This window comes from Myroides indicus, assembly GCF_004364575.1.
Lineage (GTDB): Bacteria > Bacteroidota > Bacteroidia > Flavobacteriales > Flavobacteriaceae > Flavobacterium > Flavobacterium indicum_A.
Genome location: NZ_SOAG01000022.1, coordinates 26,054 through 42,070, shown reverse-complemented (window position 1 = coordinate 42,070; position 16,017 = coordinate 26,054). Strand labels below are relative to the sequence as shown.

At 32.6% G+C, this 16,017-nt stretch carries 17 protein-coding genes; 9 read left to right on the top strand and 8 right to left on the bottom strand.

Translation table 11 applies throughout. The features are described from left to right. The first annotated feature begins 35 nt into the window (after positions 1-35). A complete protein-coding gene (locus tag C8P70_RS09945) occupies positions 36-560 on the top strand; it encodes a DinB family protein (RefSeq protein ID WP_133713176.1) in 525 nt (174 codons plus the stop codon). 326 nt (positions 561-886) lie between these two features. Here the strand turns inward: C8P70_RS09945 and C8P70_RS09940 are convergent, their stop codons facing one another. Next, positions 887-3,361 (bottom strand): outer membrane beta-barrel family protein, encoded by a 2,475-nt coding sequence (locus tag C8P70_RS09940; protein WP_133713175.1) that lies wholly within the window; start codon positions 3,359-3,361, stop codon positions 887-889. 84 nt (positions 3,362-3,445) lie between these two features. Further along, positions 3,446-3,793: an arsenate reductase (glutaredoxin) gene (gene arsC / locus C8P70_RS09935; RefSeq protein ID WP_133713174.1), complete on the bottom strand. Its 348-nt coding sequence runs from the start codon at positions 3,791-3,793 to the stop codon at positions 3,446-3,448. 40 nt (positions 3,794-3,833) lie between these two features. On the opposite strand from arsC, the gene C8P70_RS09930 reads away from it, so the two are divergent. The 3 genes from C8P70_RS09930 to glsA are packed head-to-tail and all read left to right on the top strand — an operon-like array spanning position 3,834 to position 6,825. Beyond that, positions 3,834-4,748 carry a CPBP family intramembrane glutamic endopeptidase gene (locus tag C8P70_RS09930; RefSeq protein ID WP_133713173.1) on the top strand — a complete coding sequence of 305 codons (915 nt, stop codon included), beginning with the start codon at positions 3,834-3,836 and terminating at the stop codon, positions 4,746-4,748. A 6-nt stretch (positions 4,749-4,754) separates the two neighbouring features. Continuing rightward, the gene (locus tag C8P70_RS09925; RefSeq protein ID WP_133713172.1) at positions 4,755-5,792 is read left to right on the top strand and encodes an AMP-binding protein; all 1,038 of its coding nucleotides are present in this window, start codon (positions 4,755-4,757) and stop codon (positions 5,790-5,792) included. A 10-nt stretch (positions 5,793-5,802) separates the two neighbouring features. After that, positions 5,803-6,825, top strand: coding sequence for a glutaminase A (gene glsA / locus C8P70_RS09920; protein WP_133713171.1), 1,023 nt, complete (start codon positions 5,803-5,805; stop codon positions 6,823-6,825). A gap of 14 nt (positions 6,826-6,839) precedes the next feature. On the opposite strand, the gene C8P70_RS09915 is transcribed toward glsA, so the two are convergent. Together C8P70_RS09915 and C8P70_RS09910 are read right to left on the bottom strand one after the other, a co-directional pair. Then, positions 6,840-7,556, bottom strand: a complete 717-nt coding sequence (locus tag C8P70_RS09915; RefSeq protein WP_133713194.1) for a ZIP family metal transporter — start codon at positions 7,554-7,556, stop codon at positions 6,840-6,842. A gap of 8 nt (positions 7,557-7,564) precedes the next feature. Then, positions 7,565-8,218, bottom strand: coding sequence for an SAM-dependent methyltransferase (locus tag C8P70_RS09910; RefSeq protein ID WP_133713170.1), 654 nt, complete (start codon positions 8,216-8,218; stop codon positions 7,565-7,567). Between the two features lie 103 nt (positions 8,219-8,321). Here C8P70_RS09910 and C8P70_RS09905 point away from each other — a divergent pair, with 103 nt between their 5' ends. Then, on the top strand, positions 8,322-9,467 hold the full coding sequence (locus C8P70_RS09905; RefSeq protein WP_133713193.1) for a THUMP domain-containing class I SAM-dependent RNA methyltransferase: 1,146 nt from the start codon (positions 8,322-8,324) through the stop codon (positions 9,465-9,467). Between the two features lie 6 nt (positions 9,468-9,473). Then, positions 9,474-9,707 (top strand): hypothetical protein, encoded by a 234-nt coding sequence (locus tag C8P70_RS09900; protein WP_133713169.1) that lies wholly within the window; start codon positions 9,474-9,476, stop codon positions 9,705-9,707. A gap of 101 nt (positions 9,708-9,808) precedes the next feature. Here C8P70_RS09900 and C8P70_RS09895 read toward each other — a convergent pair whose 3' ends face one another. Next, positions 9,809-10,168, bottom strand: a complete 360-nt coding sequence (locus tag C8P70_RS09895; RefSeq protein ID WP_133713168.1) for a PUR family DNA/RNA-binding protein — start codon at positions 10,166-10,168, stop codon at positions 9,809-9,811. 74 nt (positions 10,169-10,242) lie between these two features. After that, positions 10,243-11,994, bottom strand: a complete 1,752-nt coding sequence (locus tag C8P70_RS09890; protein WP_133713167.1) for an ABC transporter ATP-binding protein — start codon at positions 11,992-11,994, stop codon at positions 10,243-10,245. A gap of 248 nt (positions 11,995-12,242) precedes the next feature. Between C8P70_RS09890 and nusB the strand changes: the two genes are divergently transcribed. Genes nusB through yajC form a run of 3 tightly spaced genes read left to right on the top strand, consistent with a single transcriptional unit; the run spans position 12,243 to position 13,937 of the window. Then, a complete protein-coding gene (nusB, locus tag C8P70_RS09885; protein WP_133713166.1) occupies positions 12,243-13,184 on the top strand; it encodes a transcription antitermination factor NusB in 942 nt (313 codons plus the stop codon). 15 nt (positions 13,185-13,199) lie between these two features. Further along, complete coding sequence (locus C8P70_RS09880) at positions 13,200-13,646, top strand: DUF1573 domain-containing protein (RefSeq protein ID WP_133713165.1); 447 nt, start codon at positions 13,200-13,202, stop codon at positions 13,644-13,646. Positions 13,647-13,661: 15 nt separating this feature from the next. Next, a complete protein-coding gene (gene yajC, locus C8P70_RS09875) occupies positions 13,662-13,937 on the top strand; it encodes a preprotein translocase subunit YajC (protein WP_133713164.1) in 276 nt (91 codons plus the stop codon). A gap of 59 nt (positions 13,938-13,996) precedes the next feature. Here yajC and gap read toward each other — a convergent pair whose 3' ends face one another. Continuing rightward, on the bottom strand, positions 13,997-15,007 hold the full coding sequence (gene gap / locus C8P70_RS09870; protein WP_133713163.1) for a type I glyceraldehyde-3-phosphate dehydrogenase: 1,011 nt from the start codon (positions 15,005-15,007) through the stop codon (positions 13,997-13,999). A gap of 45 nt (positions 15,008-15,052) precedes the next feature. After that, positions 15,053-15,922: a lipoyl synthase gene (gene lipA / locus C8P70_RS09865; protein WP_133713162.1), complete on the bottom strand. Its 870-nt coding sequence runs from the start codon at positions 15,920-15,922 to the stop codon at positions 15,053-15,055. Between the last annotated feature and the right edge of the window lie 95 nt (positions 15,923-16,017).

The window sequence follows — 16,017 nt, the reverse complement described above, 5'->3', positions numbered from 1 at the left end:
AAACTTTCTTATTTTGTAAAAATAAAAAATTTGTTATGGAAAAGAGAGAGCTTATAAAGATTTTTAAGGAAAATCATCAAAAATTAATCCAGTATGTTGATAATTTAGATAGCGAAGAGTTTATCTACATTTACAATAATAAATGGTCTGCTGCGCAACAATTAAAACACATTTTACTGACATTAATGCCGTTTCCTAAAATTTTATCTTCGAAAGCTTATATGGCAGAAAAATTTGGAACAATAGACAGACCAACTTGGGATTATCAAAAGGTTTTTGATAACTATTTAAAAACCGATAGAAAATCTCCTGAACAATTTGTACCTGATACTGTAATTCTATTTGACCAAAAACAGGAAATAATTTCTAATATTCAACACCATGTTGAAATAATATTAATTCTTTTAAATAATTATTCAGAAGAAGAATTGGATTCTCTATCAATACCTCATCCATTACTCGGAAAACTGACTATTCGAGAAATGTTTTATTTGATGTCATATCATCCTTTACATCACCTGAAACAAGTAGAATTATCCTCTGAAAATTACAGAAAATAACGCAGAGAACATATTGGAAGATGTCACGTGGGATTCCATTTACTGATCTCTTATGAGCCATAGTTCGTTAAACCAATATTGTATTATCCTTTAAACCGTCAGTATACATCTTATAGAAAGGTTCTTAAATGGATTTCATTTATAGTTTATATGTTCAAAGCTTGCACTTATAAACTTTGAATAAATGATAGTTATTGTTATTTTCTGGGAGATACAGTAATTAGAAAAAATAACCTCAAAAATATTTTATTTTTTGAGGTTATAGATGTTCTCTTTTTAGATTTTTTTGTTTTTGTTTCGCTTATTTTTATAAATAGAGAACATTTTTACATTATTTCTGCATTGTCCATTCCGCTGTCTCCGCTATTCATTCCGCGCTGCAGTTTGACGTTTTTAGGCTGATTAAATCTGTAGGTAAAAGATAAATTAACTTGTCTGCCTCTCCACTGCATCTCGCTGTGTGAATAAGATTGTGGTAAATAGGTATCAGATTCTCTTTTTCTGGAATCGAATAAATCATTTATGTTAAAAGTAATTGTTGCTTTATCTTTTAGAATGTCTTTGCTTAGAGAAAGATTAGCAGATAAATTTCCTTTTATTTCTCCTTGAGCTGTAGTTTGGGGAGCTCGATACATTCCGTTCATTTGCCAATCAATTTTGTAAGGCAATGTAATTTTTGAGCTCAAACGGCTGAACCAGGCATAAGCATTATTATCAAAATTCTGTGTTTCTTTATTCCCGTCAAAGTCAACAAATGTATAATCGCCTCGGGTTTCGCTTCTGAAAAAGTTAAAATTACCATTTAATCTCCACCATTTAAAGGGAGTGTAATTTAATGTAATGTCAACTCCATATCTGTATTCGGTAGCAAGGTTTATCGGTGAACTCACGATAATCGGAGTACCGTTAGATGAAGTTCCGCCAATTCGTCTTACAAATTGAAACGAATCATCTGTTTTGTTATAATAAACAGAAGCATTTGCCGTAATACCAGTCCATTTTTTTAAATATCCTAAGTCAAAAGCATGTGTTTTAGAAGGATCTAAATCTGGGTTACCTTGAAAAAAATTGATGTCGCTGGTATAGTTTGAAAAAGGATTTAAAAAGAAACCTCTCGGACGGTTAATTCTACGGCTATAACTTGCAGTAACATTACTGGCATCATCAAATTCATAGTTTAAGAAAACACTCGGAAAGAAATCGTTATATTTTTTATTATTGAAATCCTGATTGATTAATTGATTGACATCTATATTACTGTCTTCCCAACGTACTCCTGCTAAAAAGCTCAGATTTCTTGTAATTTTGTTACCGTATTGAAGGTATAGAGCATTTATTTTTTCTTTGTACTCTAAAGTATTGGAAAGTTTAGTATTGTTTTCCCAAACATTGTCTATCTGATTAAAAAGCTGAAAATCGGTAGTTTTTGATTTAAAAGTACCTAAATATCCAGCTTCTAATTGTCCTGACTGTCCAATTGGTAAAACGTAATCCACTTTTACAAGTCCAGCTCTTTCCTTTTCATTATTAGTGCTTTTTTCAAAAGAATTTTTGTTTAATGCCTGCGCAATATCTTCGATAGCGGAATTTTCTTTGTCTTTGTCTTGCGATATTGAAGCTTCAACAATAAGCTTATGATCTTCTTTTGCAAATTGTTTTTCTATTGTTGTAGTATATTCTATATCATTGCGATTTGCTTTTTTGTTTTCGTAACGATATCGATTATACAAGAAGCTGTTATTATCATTAAGATATTCATAGCTTACTGTATTAGGCATTTGAATGTTGTTTCTTCTGGCGGTTAAGGTGTTGGTCCACGTAACAGAAGGTGTTAAATACCACTCTAATCCAAAGGTACCGTTGTAACCCTCTCTTTCGCGGTTATTGTTTTTATATTCATTGATATATTGTGTGGTATTTCCGTTTTTATCAAAATATTCATTTTCATTAACACCGTACCCCTTAGACTTGCTATCTTGATAACCTAAAGTAGTAAAGAAGTTGAAATTGTCACTTCTGTAATTAACGTTAGCGTTAAATTCATAATTTCTGGGATTTCCAATAGTTCCGGTAATACTGCCATTTAATCCTTGTCCTTTTCCTTTTTTGAGAATGATATTGATGATTCCGGCTCCGCCTTCAGCTTCGTATCGGGCAGATGGATTGGTGATTACTTCAACTTTATCGATAGATTCGGCGGCAAGAATTTTCATGGCTTCCTGGATGTTATTTGCCAGTCCGGTAGGTTTTCCGTCAATTAGCACTTTTACGTTCTCATTTCCTCGTAAACTTACAGCTCCTTCACTATCAACCGTTACAGACGGAACATTGTCAAGAACATCTCCGGCAGTTCCTCCTTTCACAATCATGTCTTCTCCAACATTGTAAATCTTTTTGTCTAATTTTACTTCAACGGTTGATCTTTCAGCAATGACAGTAACTTCTTCTAACATTTGACTGTCATCTGTTACTTTTTGCGTTCCGATATTAGTATTGCCGTTTACAACAACATTTTTTAGTTCAAGTGTCTTATAGCCTAAAAAGTCAATTTTTATGAAATAAGAGCCCGAAAGAACTTCAAAAGAAAAATGCCCTTTTGCATCGGTCATACCGCCGGAAATTATGTTTGGGTTTTTTTCGTTTTCTGCATAGATACTAGCGTATTCTAAGGGTATGCCTGTAGATGCTTCTAAAACGGTTCCGCTAATTATACTTTGTTGGGGTGCCTGCGCGAATATTGAGCTTCCTAAAAATAAAAATAAGAATGTCAATAACGGGATTATCTCTTTTTGTTTTTCCATTATAGTCGTTAGGTTTATATCTGTGGCTGTTAGACTATAATTGACCTGTCGGGTTTAAAAATATAAAGTTAATTAAAAGTTAAATTAAAAAGTGATTATTTCCTTAATTTTTTCAATAGGTCGTGCAACTATCGCTTTATCTCCGTTAATAATTATAGGACGCTCTATAAGTCTTGGGTTTTCTGTCATAATTTTTATAATTTCATCATAATTTAGGTCTTTATCTGCGAAATTATCTTTCCACAAAGCTTCTTTAGTTCTAACTAATTGGATAGGTTGGTAATTTAGTTTTTTTAAAATAGATTTAAGTTCTATTTCACTAATATTGTCGTCCAAATATTTTATAATTTTGTGTTCAATACCATGTTGTTCTAAAAAACAAAGACCTTCACGGGATTTACTGCATCGAGGATTGTGATAAATAGTAATCATAAACAATAAATTTATACCAAAGATAATTCAAATTTTAAATATGGGATATATCGAGCAATTATTGAAGAATGATAAAAAGCCCAAGTTGTGGCAGTATATTCCGTTTACGGTGTTTTTCTTGGGAATTATGTTGGGAAATTGGCTGATTGTAAAACTTTTTAAAGTTTCTACTAACGATCTTATCAGTAAAAGAATCGCCGAAGTAGGTAAAAATATGAATTTTTTAGAAATGATAGTGCCTTTTTCGTTTCTCTTGTTGTTTTTGATTATTTGGGTTTTATTTGTTCATAAGCAATCTTTATTAAGCTTAACAACTTCTCGGAATAAAGTAGACATTAAGCGATTTGTTTTTTCATTTGGTTTATGGACTGCAGTTATTATTTTGGGATTTATATATTCGTACTGGACAGAACCGGAAAATTATATTTTTACTTTTGATGCTCAATCCTTTTTTGTCTTTTTATTGATAGCTGTTATTTTTGTGCCTATTCAAACCAGTTTTGAAGAATATTTTATGCGGGCATACTTAATGCAGGGAATTGGATTAGCTACCCGTAGCAGAGCTGTTTCCCTGTTTACTACGTCTATTATTTTTGGACTTATGCATTCGGCTAATCCGGAAGTAGAGCAAATGGGATGGAGCATTATGATTTATTACATAGGAACCGGATTTTTTTTGGGAGTAATTACATTAATGGATGAAGGAATAGAATTGGCATTGGGCTTTCATGCTGCTAATAATTTAGTTGGAGCTCTATTAGTTACTTCAAATTGGACTGCCTTTCAAACCAATTCACTGTTCATAGATATCACTCCTGTCGAAAATATTTTGATAAGTTCTTTACTGGTACAAATACTGATTTTCTTGCCTCTGTTAACTTTTATTTTTGCGCGGGTTTACGGCTGGAAGAATTGGAGTCAACATTTGTTTGGATCAATAAAAAAAAATAATTAATTAATAATGATAACACATTATATTCATCCTGAATTTAGATTAGAAGCAAAGGCTTATACAATAAACGAATTGTGTGACTGGGCAAGAGAACAACAGTTGTCACAAGTAGAGTTTTGGAAGGATCTGGGACAATTTATTTTAGAATGGTTTGATGATAAGGATTATGTTTTATTAACCACTTCCGGTACAACAGGTACTCCAAAACAAATAAGACTTCAAAAGAAGGCGATGGTAAACTCGGCTAAAGCAACAGGAGAGTTTTTTGATGTGAAAGAAGGAACTATTGCGCTTTTATGCATGTCGGTTCGCTATGTAGCGGGTAAACTAATGCTGGTAAGAGCTTTAGTGCTGGGATGGAAATTAGATGTTGCAGAAGCCAGCTCAATACCATTAAAAAACAATGAGAAAGAATATGATTTTGTAGCTATGGTACCCATGCAGGTAGAAAAATCGATAGAAGAACTTTATCGAATTAAAAAGCTAATTGTGGGAGGGGCTAAAGTAAGCAATGCGTTGGCTAAAAAATTGAAGTATGCAGGGCATAAAACTAAAATTTATGAGACATATGGCATGACCGAAACAATTACTCATATTGCTGCTAAAGAGCTTGGAGAAACTGAATTTACCGTGTTGCCACATGCGAAAGTAAGGATTGACCAAAGAGGTTGTTTAGTTATAGTAGCACCAAGTGTAAATCAGGAACAGATAGTGACGAATGATTTAGTGGAGTTAAGAGATAGTAAGCATTTTATTTGGTTAGGCAGAATTGATAATGTAATTAACAGTGGAGGAGTAAAACTATTTCCGGAGCAAATAGAAGAAAAGTTAACGCAAAAAATACCTTATCGTTTTTTTGTAACTGCCAAAGAAGATGAATATTTAGGAAATAAGCTTATTTTAGTTATCGAGAGCCTACCCTATGATTTACCTGAGGATGTTTATGAGTCGCTTTCAAAATATGAAAAGCCAAAAGAAATTCAATTCGTAGAAAAGTTTGCAGAAACAGTAACCGGAAAAATAATTAGAAGGAAAAATATCGTTTAAAGTATAGAAAATGAATAATTATTTCAGTCGTTTTTTTATTAAATTATTTATAACTTATGTTGGCTTTTGGGGAATAATAAGTTATGCTCAGACCAATCCAATTAAAGAAGATGGAAATAATAGTGTTACAGCAGAAATGCTGAATCAAATTATTGAAAACAACAAAAAATATAGAAATGAAGGGGAGGTAGCAAATTATATTCCGGAACTGAGTAAAGTAAATCCGGAATATGTTGCTTTATCCGTTGTTACAGATGAAGGAAAAATAATTAATGCAGGAGATGTAAATCAGAAGTTTACCATTCAGAGTATATCAAAAATCATAGCGTTAATGATTGCTGTAGAAGAGCAAGGAGAACAAAAGGTTTTTTCTAAAGTAGGATATTACGGAACAGACAAACCTTTTAATCACTATTCAAATTTAGAAACAGACAAAATTCCTCTTAATCCGATGATGAACGCAGGAGCTATACTGATTACTTCCATGATTGAAGGAACAGGCGAAGAACCATTTCAAAAAATACTGGAAAGAATAAAATACATCACTAAAAATAATACAATTAATTACAATAAAGCGGTGTATAATTCAGAAAGAGAAACGGGAGACAGAAATAAAGGAATTTTTTACTTACTCAAAAATAAAGGATTGATTGAAGAGTCAGAAGAAAGTTTAAACAATTATTTTAAACAGTGTTCCATTGAAGTAACTGCAGAAGACTTGGCGAAGATAGGTTTTTACTTTGCACATCAATGTCAGAGATTTGACGGAGATATCCGTTATCAAAATACAGATATGGCTCGTCTTATACAATCACAAATGCTGATTGCTGGTATGTATGACTTTAGTGGAGAATATGCCAGAATTGTTGGTCTGCCAAGTAAGTCCGGCGTAGGAGGAGGAATTGCTGTAAGCGTTCCCGGAAAAATGGGAGTAGGGGTCTTTAGTCCGGCACTGGATGAACACGGAAACTCTGTTGTGGGATATAAAATGATTTCCGATTTATCTCAAATACTGGGATTAAATTTATTTTGATAATTAGAAGCTTATTAAATAAAATAAGCACATAAAACTCCTGCCATAATTGCCAGAAGTTTATTGAAGTTAAATTTGTGATCTTCATTGCTTTCAAATATAATAGTAGAAGAAATATGGAATAAAATACCTACTACTACTGCAGATATCTCTGCATAATAATTTTGTAAGAAAGAGAAATTTTCTGATAGTATAGTTCCTGCCGGAGTCATGATTGCAAATAAAGACATAAAAAAGAAAACCGTTTTCTGGGGCATTCCGCTTCTGATAAAAAAAGTAGACAGAATAACAGCAATCGGCAAGTGATGGATAGCAATGCCAAAAGAAAGTTCCTGATGTCTGCTTATAGGCAACCCCTCCAATAATGCATGCAAACATAGACTAATAAAAAGCAGCCAGGGAATATGGTTTAATTTGTCGTGCAGATGTACATGGCCGTGTTCGGCACCTTTAGAAAAATATTCCAGTACAATCTGTAAAACAATTCCGAGCATAATAAAAAAACCAATCATTCCACCGGAGTGGTTGTGCTCACTTGCTAAATGGCTATGTGCGATCTCCTTTAGGTTATACTGATATACATCGGGCAAAAGATGAGTAACTGTAAGTGCAAGTAAGAATGAACCACTAAATGCCATTAGTAATTTTATGTTTTTCTGATTTTTAGGCTGTATAAATAAAGCAGCTAAATATCCCAGAATAACAGCTAGAAAAGGAATAATATAATGGATCATGAGTTTTATTTAAAAATCATAATTAATCGTTCAGATTCGTTTTTGTAAAACTTTTTGAGTCTGTAATCGCCGAAAACATCTAAAAGAAAAAGATCACTAGAACTCATTATATTTTCAAAATTTTCAAGCGTTAACGCTAAGGATTTACTGGAGAAATTATAAATGCTTCCATCTTGTTCAAATTGTATTTCTCTAACAATACACTCATTTACATATTTATTTTTGATCTGTAGTTCAATGCCGTTGATGATTTTAGTTTCTTCGGTTTTCAATTCTGCTAATACTTTTTCTGCATTAAAAACATCAATTACTCCAAGACCATACTCATTTAAACTATTGCTGAGTTGGTGCAATAATTTATTTGGCTCAGCAGGGTGTTGGTAAAAATCAGAAAATAAACTAAAGACAGCGTCGTATTTTGTAGTAGAGACTTCCGAATCAGTTAAAGTTGCTACTGATGCTTCCAATTGATTTAGAAAAGTATGGCAGTCTTGATGTTCACTGACAAGGTTGAGTATTTTACTTTCATCGGAGAGATTTAAATATTCAGTTAGATTATTGTACAATAAAAGAATATGAGCTTCGTCAAGTGGGGTGGTATTTGAAAAGTCAAGGTTTTTTATTGATTGTTCAATTTCAAATGGAAGTTGTTTTGCCATACTTTTTGTTTAAAACTTTTACCAAGCTACAAATTTACTGTATTTTTGTGGATTAAATAAAGGGTTTAATTATTCCTTATACAACTAAATGGAAAATTTTAAGATGATTGCCAAAACCTTTTTTGGTTTTGAAGAAGTTTTAGCAAAAGAATTGCAATTGCTTGGCGCAATGGATGTGCAGCAAGGTACGCGGATGGTTAGTTTTAGAGGCGATAAAGGATTTATGTATAAAGCTAATATGGCGTTGCGTACAGCTTTGAAAATTTTAAAACCAATCACGCAATTTGCTGTTTATAATGAGGCTAATTTATACAAAGGTGTTCAGAGTATCAATTGGGACGAATATTTAGATGTTCACCAATCTTTTGTAGTCAATGCCACGGTTTTTTCAGATCATTTTAATAATTCTCAGTTTGTTGCCCTAAAAACAAAAGATGCCATTGTGGATCAGTTTAGAAATAAACACGGTAAAAGACCTAATATTGATAAGGATTTTCCGGATTTAAAAATAAACGTTCACATTCAAAGGGATTTTTGTACCATATCATTGGACTCATCAGGAGAATCTCTCCATCATCGAGGATATAAAACAGCTACTAACATGGCACCTATTAATGAAGTTTTGGCAGCAGGCATGTTATTGATGTCCGGTTGGGATGGACGAACACACTTTATGGATCCAATGTGTGGTTCAGGTACTTTATTGATAGAAGCAGCTATGATTGCCTGCAATATACCTTCTAATATAAATAGAAAAGAATTTGGTTTCGAACGGTGGAAAGACTGGGATGCAGATTTATTTGATAAGATTGAAGAATCTTTACTCAAAAAAGTGAGAGAATTTCACTATACTATTAAAGGATACGACAAAGCTCCTTCCGCAGTTATAAAAGCCAAGGATAATGTGAAAAATGCTAATTTGGAAGAATATATAACTGTTAAGCAATTCAATTTTTTTGATTCCAGTAAAGAGACGGAAGGACCGTTACATATGGTTTTTAATCCACCATACGGAGAAAGATTGGATGTTGGAGTAGAACGCTTTTATAGAGAAATAGGAGATACTTTAAAACAAGGTTATCCTGGAACAGAAGCGTGGTTTATTACTGCTAATATTGAAGCGTTAAAGTTTGTAGGTTTACGCCCTTCAAGAAAAATACAGTTGTACAATGGTAAATTGGAAACTAGGTTTGTAAAGTATGAATTATATGAAGGAAGTAAAAAAGGAAAATATATAAATCAAAATTAATATTATATGGGAGTAGGCACGAAAACACTATTATTACAATTTGCAAGTTTTGCAATCCTTTTTCTTTTGGCTCGCATAGGGTTGATTTATTTTACTGATTTATCAGGAATATGGCTTCCGTTAGTAGCAGCAATCATCGCTACGATTTTAGCCCCACAGTTTAAAGTTTTTAAAACAGATAAAGGGGATAAAATATGTGTGCGTTGGATTTTTTTAAAAGGAGTGAAAGTGTTGAATTAAAACATTTTATAATTCAGTCGTTTTTATTATACTTAAAAAAAATCCTGATTAATTAAATCAGGATTAGGGAAATTTTACAAAACAATCTTATTTAAAAACGATTATATATCGTCAAAATCAACATCTGTAAAGTTATTTACAGCTTCTGATTTTTGAAATTCTTTTTTGAAATCTCTCTGGTGTCTTTCAGAAATAACCTCTTCTCCTTTGTGATCAACCACAAACTGAGTCATTTCATCTAAAATCTCTCGGAACGCTCCAAAATCTTCTTTGTATAGATAAATTTTGTGTTTTTTGAAGTGGAATGATCCGTCATCTTCAGTAAATTTTTTACTTTCTGTAACAGTTATGTAATAATCGTCAGCTTTCGTAGCTCTTACATCAAAGAAATAGGTTCTTCTTCCTGCTCTTAACACTTTTGAGAAAATCTCTTCTTTTTCTAACATTTCGTTATCTCTCATAATCCTTCTATCAATTAATTGATTTATTCATATAGCTTTCAAAATTCTAAAAAAAATCCTAATAAACCAACTTTTTATACGATTTCTTTTTCGTTAAGCTGTTTTTGATATAGTTCACTGTAGTACCCTATGGCAGTGAGTAGTTCTTCATGAGTTCCTTGTTGGATAATTTTTCCTTGATCTAGTACGATAATTTGATCTGCATTTTTAGCAGAGGATATTCTGTGTGTGACGATTATGGTAGTAATGTGTTTGCTGTGCTCTTCTAAATTATATAATATTTTCTCCTCAGTTTCGGTATCAACAGCAGATAAAGCATCGTCAAGAATAAGTATAGGAGCATCTTTGATTAGTGCTCTGGCAATCGAAACTCTTTGTTTTTGACCTCCCGAAAGGGTAAGTCCTCGTTCTCCTAAAATAGTATCATATCCTTTATCAAATTGAATAATATTGTCATGTACGACTGCTTTTTTAGCCACTTCGATAACTTCCTCTTGCGTTGCATTCTCTTTTCCGAATCTAATATTGTTAGTGATTGAATCTGAAAACAAAAAAGCATCTTGAGGAACAACGGCAACACTTCGACGCAAATCGTATAGATTACAATCTTTAATAGGAGTGGAATCAATTAATATTTCACCCTGATTTACATCATAAAATCTTGATATCAAGGACAGAATGCTTGACTTTCCCGAACCAGTTTTTCCTAATATGGCAAGTGTTTTTCCTTTGTCAAGAGTAAACGAAACATCGGATAAAGCCTGAATTCCGGTATCAGGATAAATCAAAGAAACGTTTTTGAAGGTTATTTTTCCATTAATGGGAGTTGAATGAGGAATAAGGTTATAGATTTCAGGTTCTACTTTTAAGAATTCATTGATTCGCTTTTGCGATGCCTCAGCTTGTTGAATCATCGTTGAAACCCATCCTAGTAAAGCAACAGGCCAAGTTAGCATATTGATGTAAAGAATAAATTGAGCTATGATTCCGATGTCTGGAATTTTACCGTTAAAGTACAAAAGAGAACCAACCAAAATAACGACAAGATTACTCAGCCCGATTAAAAAAATCATCAAAGGACCAATAAGTGAATTTGATTTTGCTAAGGCAAGTGATTTTTGTTTGCTGTTTTCGGTTAGTATTTCAAAGTCCTCTCTTTTTTTTTCTTCAATAGAGTATGCTTTTAAAACTCTGATTCCTGAAAAGATTTCTTGCGTAAAAGTTGATAAAATGGATAAATTTTGTTGAAAAACAGTACTTCGTTGATTAATTTGTTTGCTCAGTTTAAAAACAAAATACCCTAAAAGTGGGAGTGGAATGAGAGAATAAAGTGTAAGTTGTGGAGAGATAATATACATCTGCACAACAACAACCGTAAAGCGGATAAGTGTATTGATGGAATACATAACAGCAGGTCCTACATATTGTCTAACCATACTGACATCTTCACTAATTCGATTCATGAGATCACCAGTCCGGTTTTGCTTATAAAAACTTTGGGTTAACACTTCATATTTTTGAAAAATCTCATTTTTTAAATCAAATTCAACGTGGCGTGACATGACAATTAAGGTTTGTCTCATTAAAAAAGTTAGAAAACCTGCAATTAAAGTTGTGATTAAAATCCACGTAATATTTTCTAATAAAAGTTTTATGACAGTTTCTTTTTCAATGTGGTCTAGTCGTTCGAGGATACGAATAGAATCTCCAACTAATTTGGGAGTAAACAGCGTAAAAATCTGTGCGATGACAGTAATGATAACTCCGGTTAAAAAATGAAGCTTATATTTGTAAAAATACTTATTTAAATGTTTTAATGCGCTCATAAATTATTTGATACAGCTTTGAAGATTAAAAAACAATTAAAAGGACAAAGCTGGTTATGTGTTGAGAAACAACTCTCGCAAATATAGTTTGAATATTCATGATATGGAATTGGGAAGATTAAAATAATTTATTAAAATCAGCGTTAAAATACGATTTCAGATATAAATAAAATTTGAAAGCGAATAATATTTTTTAAATTTGTGCTCTCAATAAACCATAAGTAATTAAATAAGTTCTTAAGAGTAGCATGTTAAACCGAAGACACATTCGTATTAAGGTTATGCAGACGCTTTATGCGATGCAGCAAAACAATTCTGATCAAATACAATCGGGAGAAAAATTTTTAATTCACAGTGTCGAAAATATTCGAGAATTGTATTTGTTAATGCTTACGGCATTGATAGAAATAAAAAGAAAAGAAGAAGAATATATTTCTATTTCTCAAAAAAAACATTTAGCTACTATTGAAGAAAGAAATCCAAATACTAAATTTATAAGTAACCGTATTTTAAATTTATTGCAAAACTCTGTTTCAATCTCAACGAAGACCGAAGAAATGGGAATGAAACAGTGGCAGATTCATGATAATTATATCGTAATGCTTCTTAATAAAATTAAGGCAAGCGATTTGTATAAAAAATATATGAATCAAAAAGATTCTTCTTTTAGTGAAGATAAGCAATTTGTGATTGATGTTTTTACAACGATTATTGCGCCTGATGAGAAAATATATTCTTTTTTAGAAGATAGTAGATTGACTTGGTTAGATGATTTACCGTTGGTAAATACGATGATTCAAAAGCAACTTCGTCAATTAAGAGATACTGATGATCAGCTTTTGGTTCCCAAATTATATAAGGACGTTGAAGATAAAGATTTTGCAATAAATCTGTATCGAAAAACAATTTTAAATTACAAAGAACTTACCAACGAGTTTCAAAATAAAACACCAAATTGGGATCCTGAGCGGATAGCCGAAATAGATACAATAATATTGAGGATGGCAATTTGCGAAATATTGAAATTTAGCTCTATCCCCGTAAAAGTAACGATTAATGAATATTTAGAGATAGCAAAAGAATATTCAACACCAAAAAGTAGTATATTTATCAACGGAATATTAGATAATATTTCAAAGAACTACGAAAAAGAAGGAAAACTAAATAAAATAGGAAAAGGATTATTATAAACCAATATTAGAAATATGAAAAAAATAGCTTTAATGACTATCACAGTTGCTTTTGCAATTGTTTCTTGTAAAAATAATGATGCTTCAAGCAGAATTAACTCAGAAAATGCAACAGAGGAAAACGTTGCAGAAAGCAAAACAGGAACTCCTAAGGCGGAATTTGATAAAACAACTCATGATTTTGGAAGTATAGAAAATAATGAAGCTGTAGAAACGGAATTTGAGGTAAAAAACATAGGAGATGCAGATTTACTGATTATTAATGCTCAGGCTTCATGTGGATGTACAGTCCCTGAATATCAAAAAACTCCTATTAAACCTGGAGAAACTTCTAAATTGAAAGTGAGGTTTCAAACAGGTGCCCAAGGACAACAGCAAAAAACGGTTACTTTAACTACGAATACAGAAAAAGGAGAAGAGTTATTGACAATCAAAGCAAATGTAGCTCCGCGTAACGAATAATAATTAAAAAATACTATGGAAGGTTTACAACAGTTTTTACCATTTATTTTAATGTTTGTGGTTATTTATTTTTTGATGATACGTCCACAACAAAAAAGGATGAAAAGGGAAAAAGAATACGAAGCAGGATTAAAAGTAGGTGATCGCGTAATCACAAAATCAGGAATTCATGGAAAAATTGCTGAATTGTACGATACCACTATTGTATTAGAAACGATGGCAGGAAAGTTAAAAATGGAACGATCGTCGATTTCTATGGAAATGAGCCAAAAGCAAAATGAAAGTAAATAGATTTTGTTATATATAAATAATTAAAAAGGCTTTTGAAATTTTCAAAAGCCTTTTTATTTTTAGTTATTTTCAATTTTTTCAAAAAATACTATCAAGTCAATCAAGCGAGATGAATAACCGATTTCGTTGTCATACCAGCCTACTACCTTTACCATCTGATCTAAGACAGAGGTTAGCTGTGCATCAAATAAGCAAGAGTTCGGATTGCCTAAAATATCTACTGAAACAATAGGATCTTCCGTGTAGGCTAATATTCCCTTGAGACTTGTTTCAGAGGCTTTTTTAAAAGCAGCATTAATTTCTTCTATAGTTACTTTTTTTGATACATAACAGGTAATGTCAGTTAACGAGCCGTCTGGAACAGGAACTCTGATTCCGCTACCGCCGATTTTTCCTATATATTCAGGAAATATTTTAGTTAAAGCTTTTGCGGCTCCGGTAGTCGTTGGTACTATGGACTGTGCAGCTCCTCTGGCTCTTCGTAAATCTTTATGAGGTTGATCATGCAGACTCTGATCAGTAGTATAGGAGTGGACAGTAGTAATGTAAGCTTGTTCAATTCCACATAATTCTTTGATAACCTTAATCATCGGTGCGGCATTATTGGTGGTGCAGCTTGCATTAGATATAATTAATTCATTTCCGGTTAAAATAGAATCATTAACTCCCAAAACGACCGTTTTGATTGCATTATCCTCAGGAGGCACGGAAAGGATAACTCTCTTAGCACCCTGCTTCAGGTGTTCTTCTAAAAGAGTGTAGGTTTTTCTTTTTCCCGTTGATTCAATAACATAGTCAATATCTAAATCCTTCCAAGGAAGATTTGAAATTTCCTTTTCGCTGAAAAAATGAATTTTCCTGTTGTCTATAGTCAGATAGTTATCTTCAAATCCGACATTGTGATTTAAGATTCCGTGAACGCTGTCATACTTTAATAAGTGTGCCATTGTTTTTACATCGGCTAAATCGTTTACCGCAACCACTTCTATTTTGGGGTGGTTTATTAGTAATCGAAAGAGATTTCGTCCTATACGACCAAACCCGTTTATGGCAATGCGATTTTTTTTCATATTACATAAAAGAAAGTCGCTGGAAATAAGCGACTAAATTTATTATTACAAAATATGTTTTTGAGCTTTATAAGACGAACGCACCAAAGCTCCGCTTTCTACATGTCGAAAGCCTAAATTCAAACCTGTTTCTTCATATTTTTTAAACTGCTCCGGAGTAATGAACTCTTTAACAGGTAGATGCTTTTTGCTTGGCTGTAAATATTGTCCGATAGTTATAACATCAACATCCGCAGCTTTTAAATCGTACATTGTTTGAATAACTTCTTCTTCAGTTTCACCTAATCCCAGCATAATTCCTGATTTGGTACGGTTAATTCCTTGCGCTTTTAAATAACGCAGGACTTCTAAGCTGCGATCATATTTAGCTTGGATACGAACCTCTCTTGTCAGTCGGCGAACTGTTTCCATATTGTGAGAAACTACTTCGGGAGCTACTTCTATAATGCGGTCTATATTGCGTTCAATACCTTGAAAGTCTGGTATTAAAGTTTCCATGGTTGTTCCTGTACTGATTCTTCTCACAGCTTTAACAGTTTCAGCCCAAATAATTGACCCGCCGTCTTTTAAATCATCCCTGTCCACACTGGTAATAACGGCATGCTTAATTTTCATTAATTTGATTGAGCGTGCTACTTTTTCAGGTTCATCCCAATCTACAGTTTCAGGTCTGCCCGTTTTTACGCCGCAGAATCCACAGGAACGCGTACATATATTTCCTAAAATCATAAAGGTTGCTGTTCCTTCTCCCCAACATTCTCCCATATTAGGACAACTGCCAGAAGTACAAATTGTATGTAATTTATATTTGTCAACAAGTCCTCGTAATTCAGTATATTTTTTTCCAGTAGGGAGTTTTACTCTTAACCATTTGGGTTTTTTGGTTTGTATATTTGAGTCTAAAACAGTTTCCATATTTTTATCTTTCAAACTACAAATATACTTAATTCTATCACTTAAAACAGTAATTTAAGGTGTATTTAGTTTGAATAAAGTTTTAATAACATATA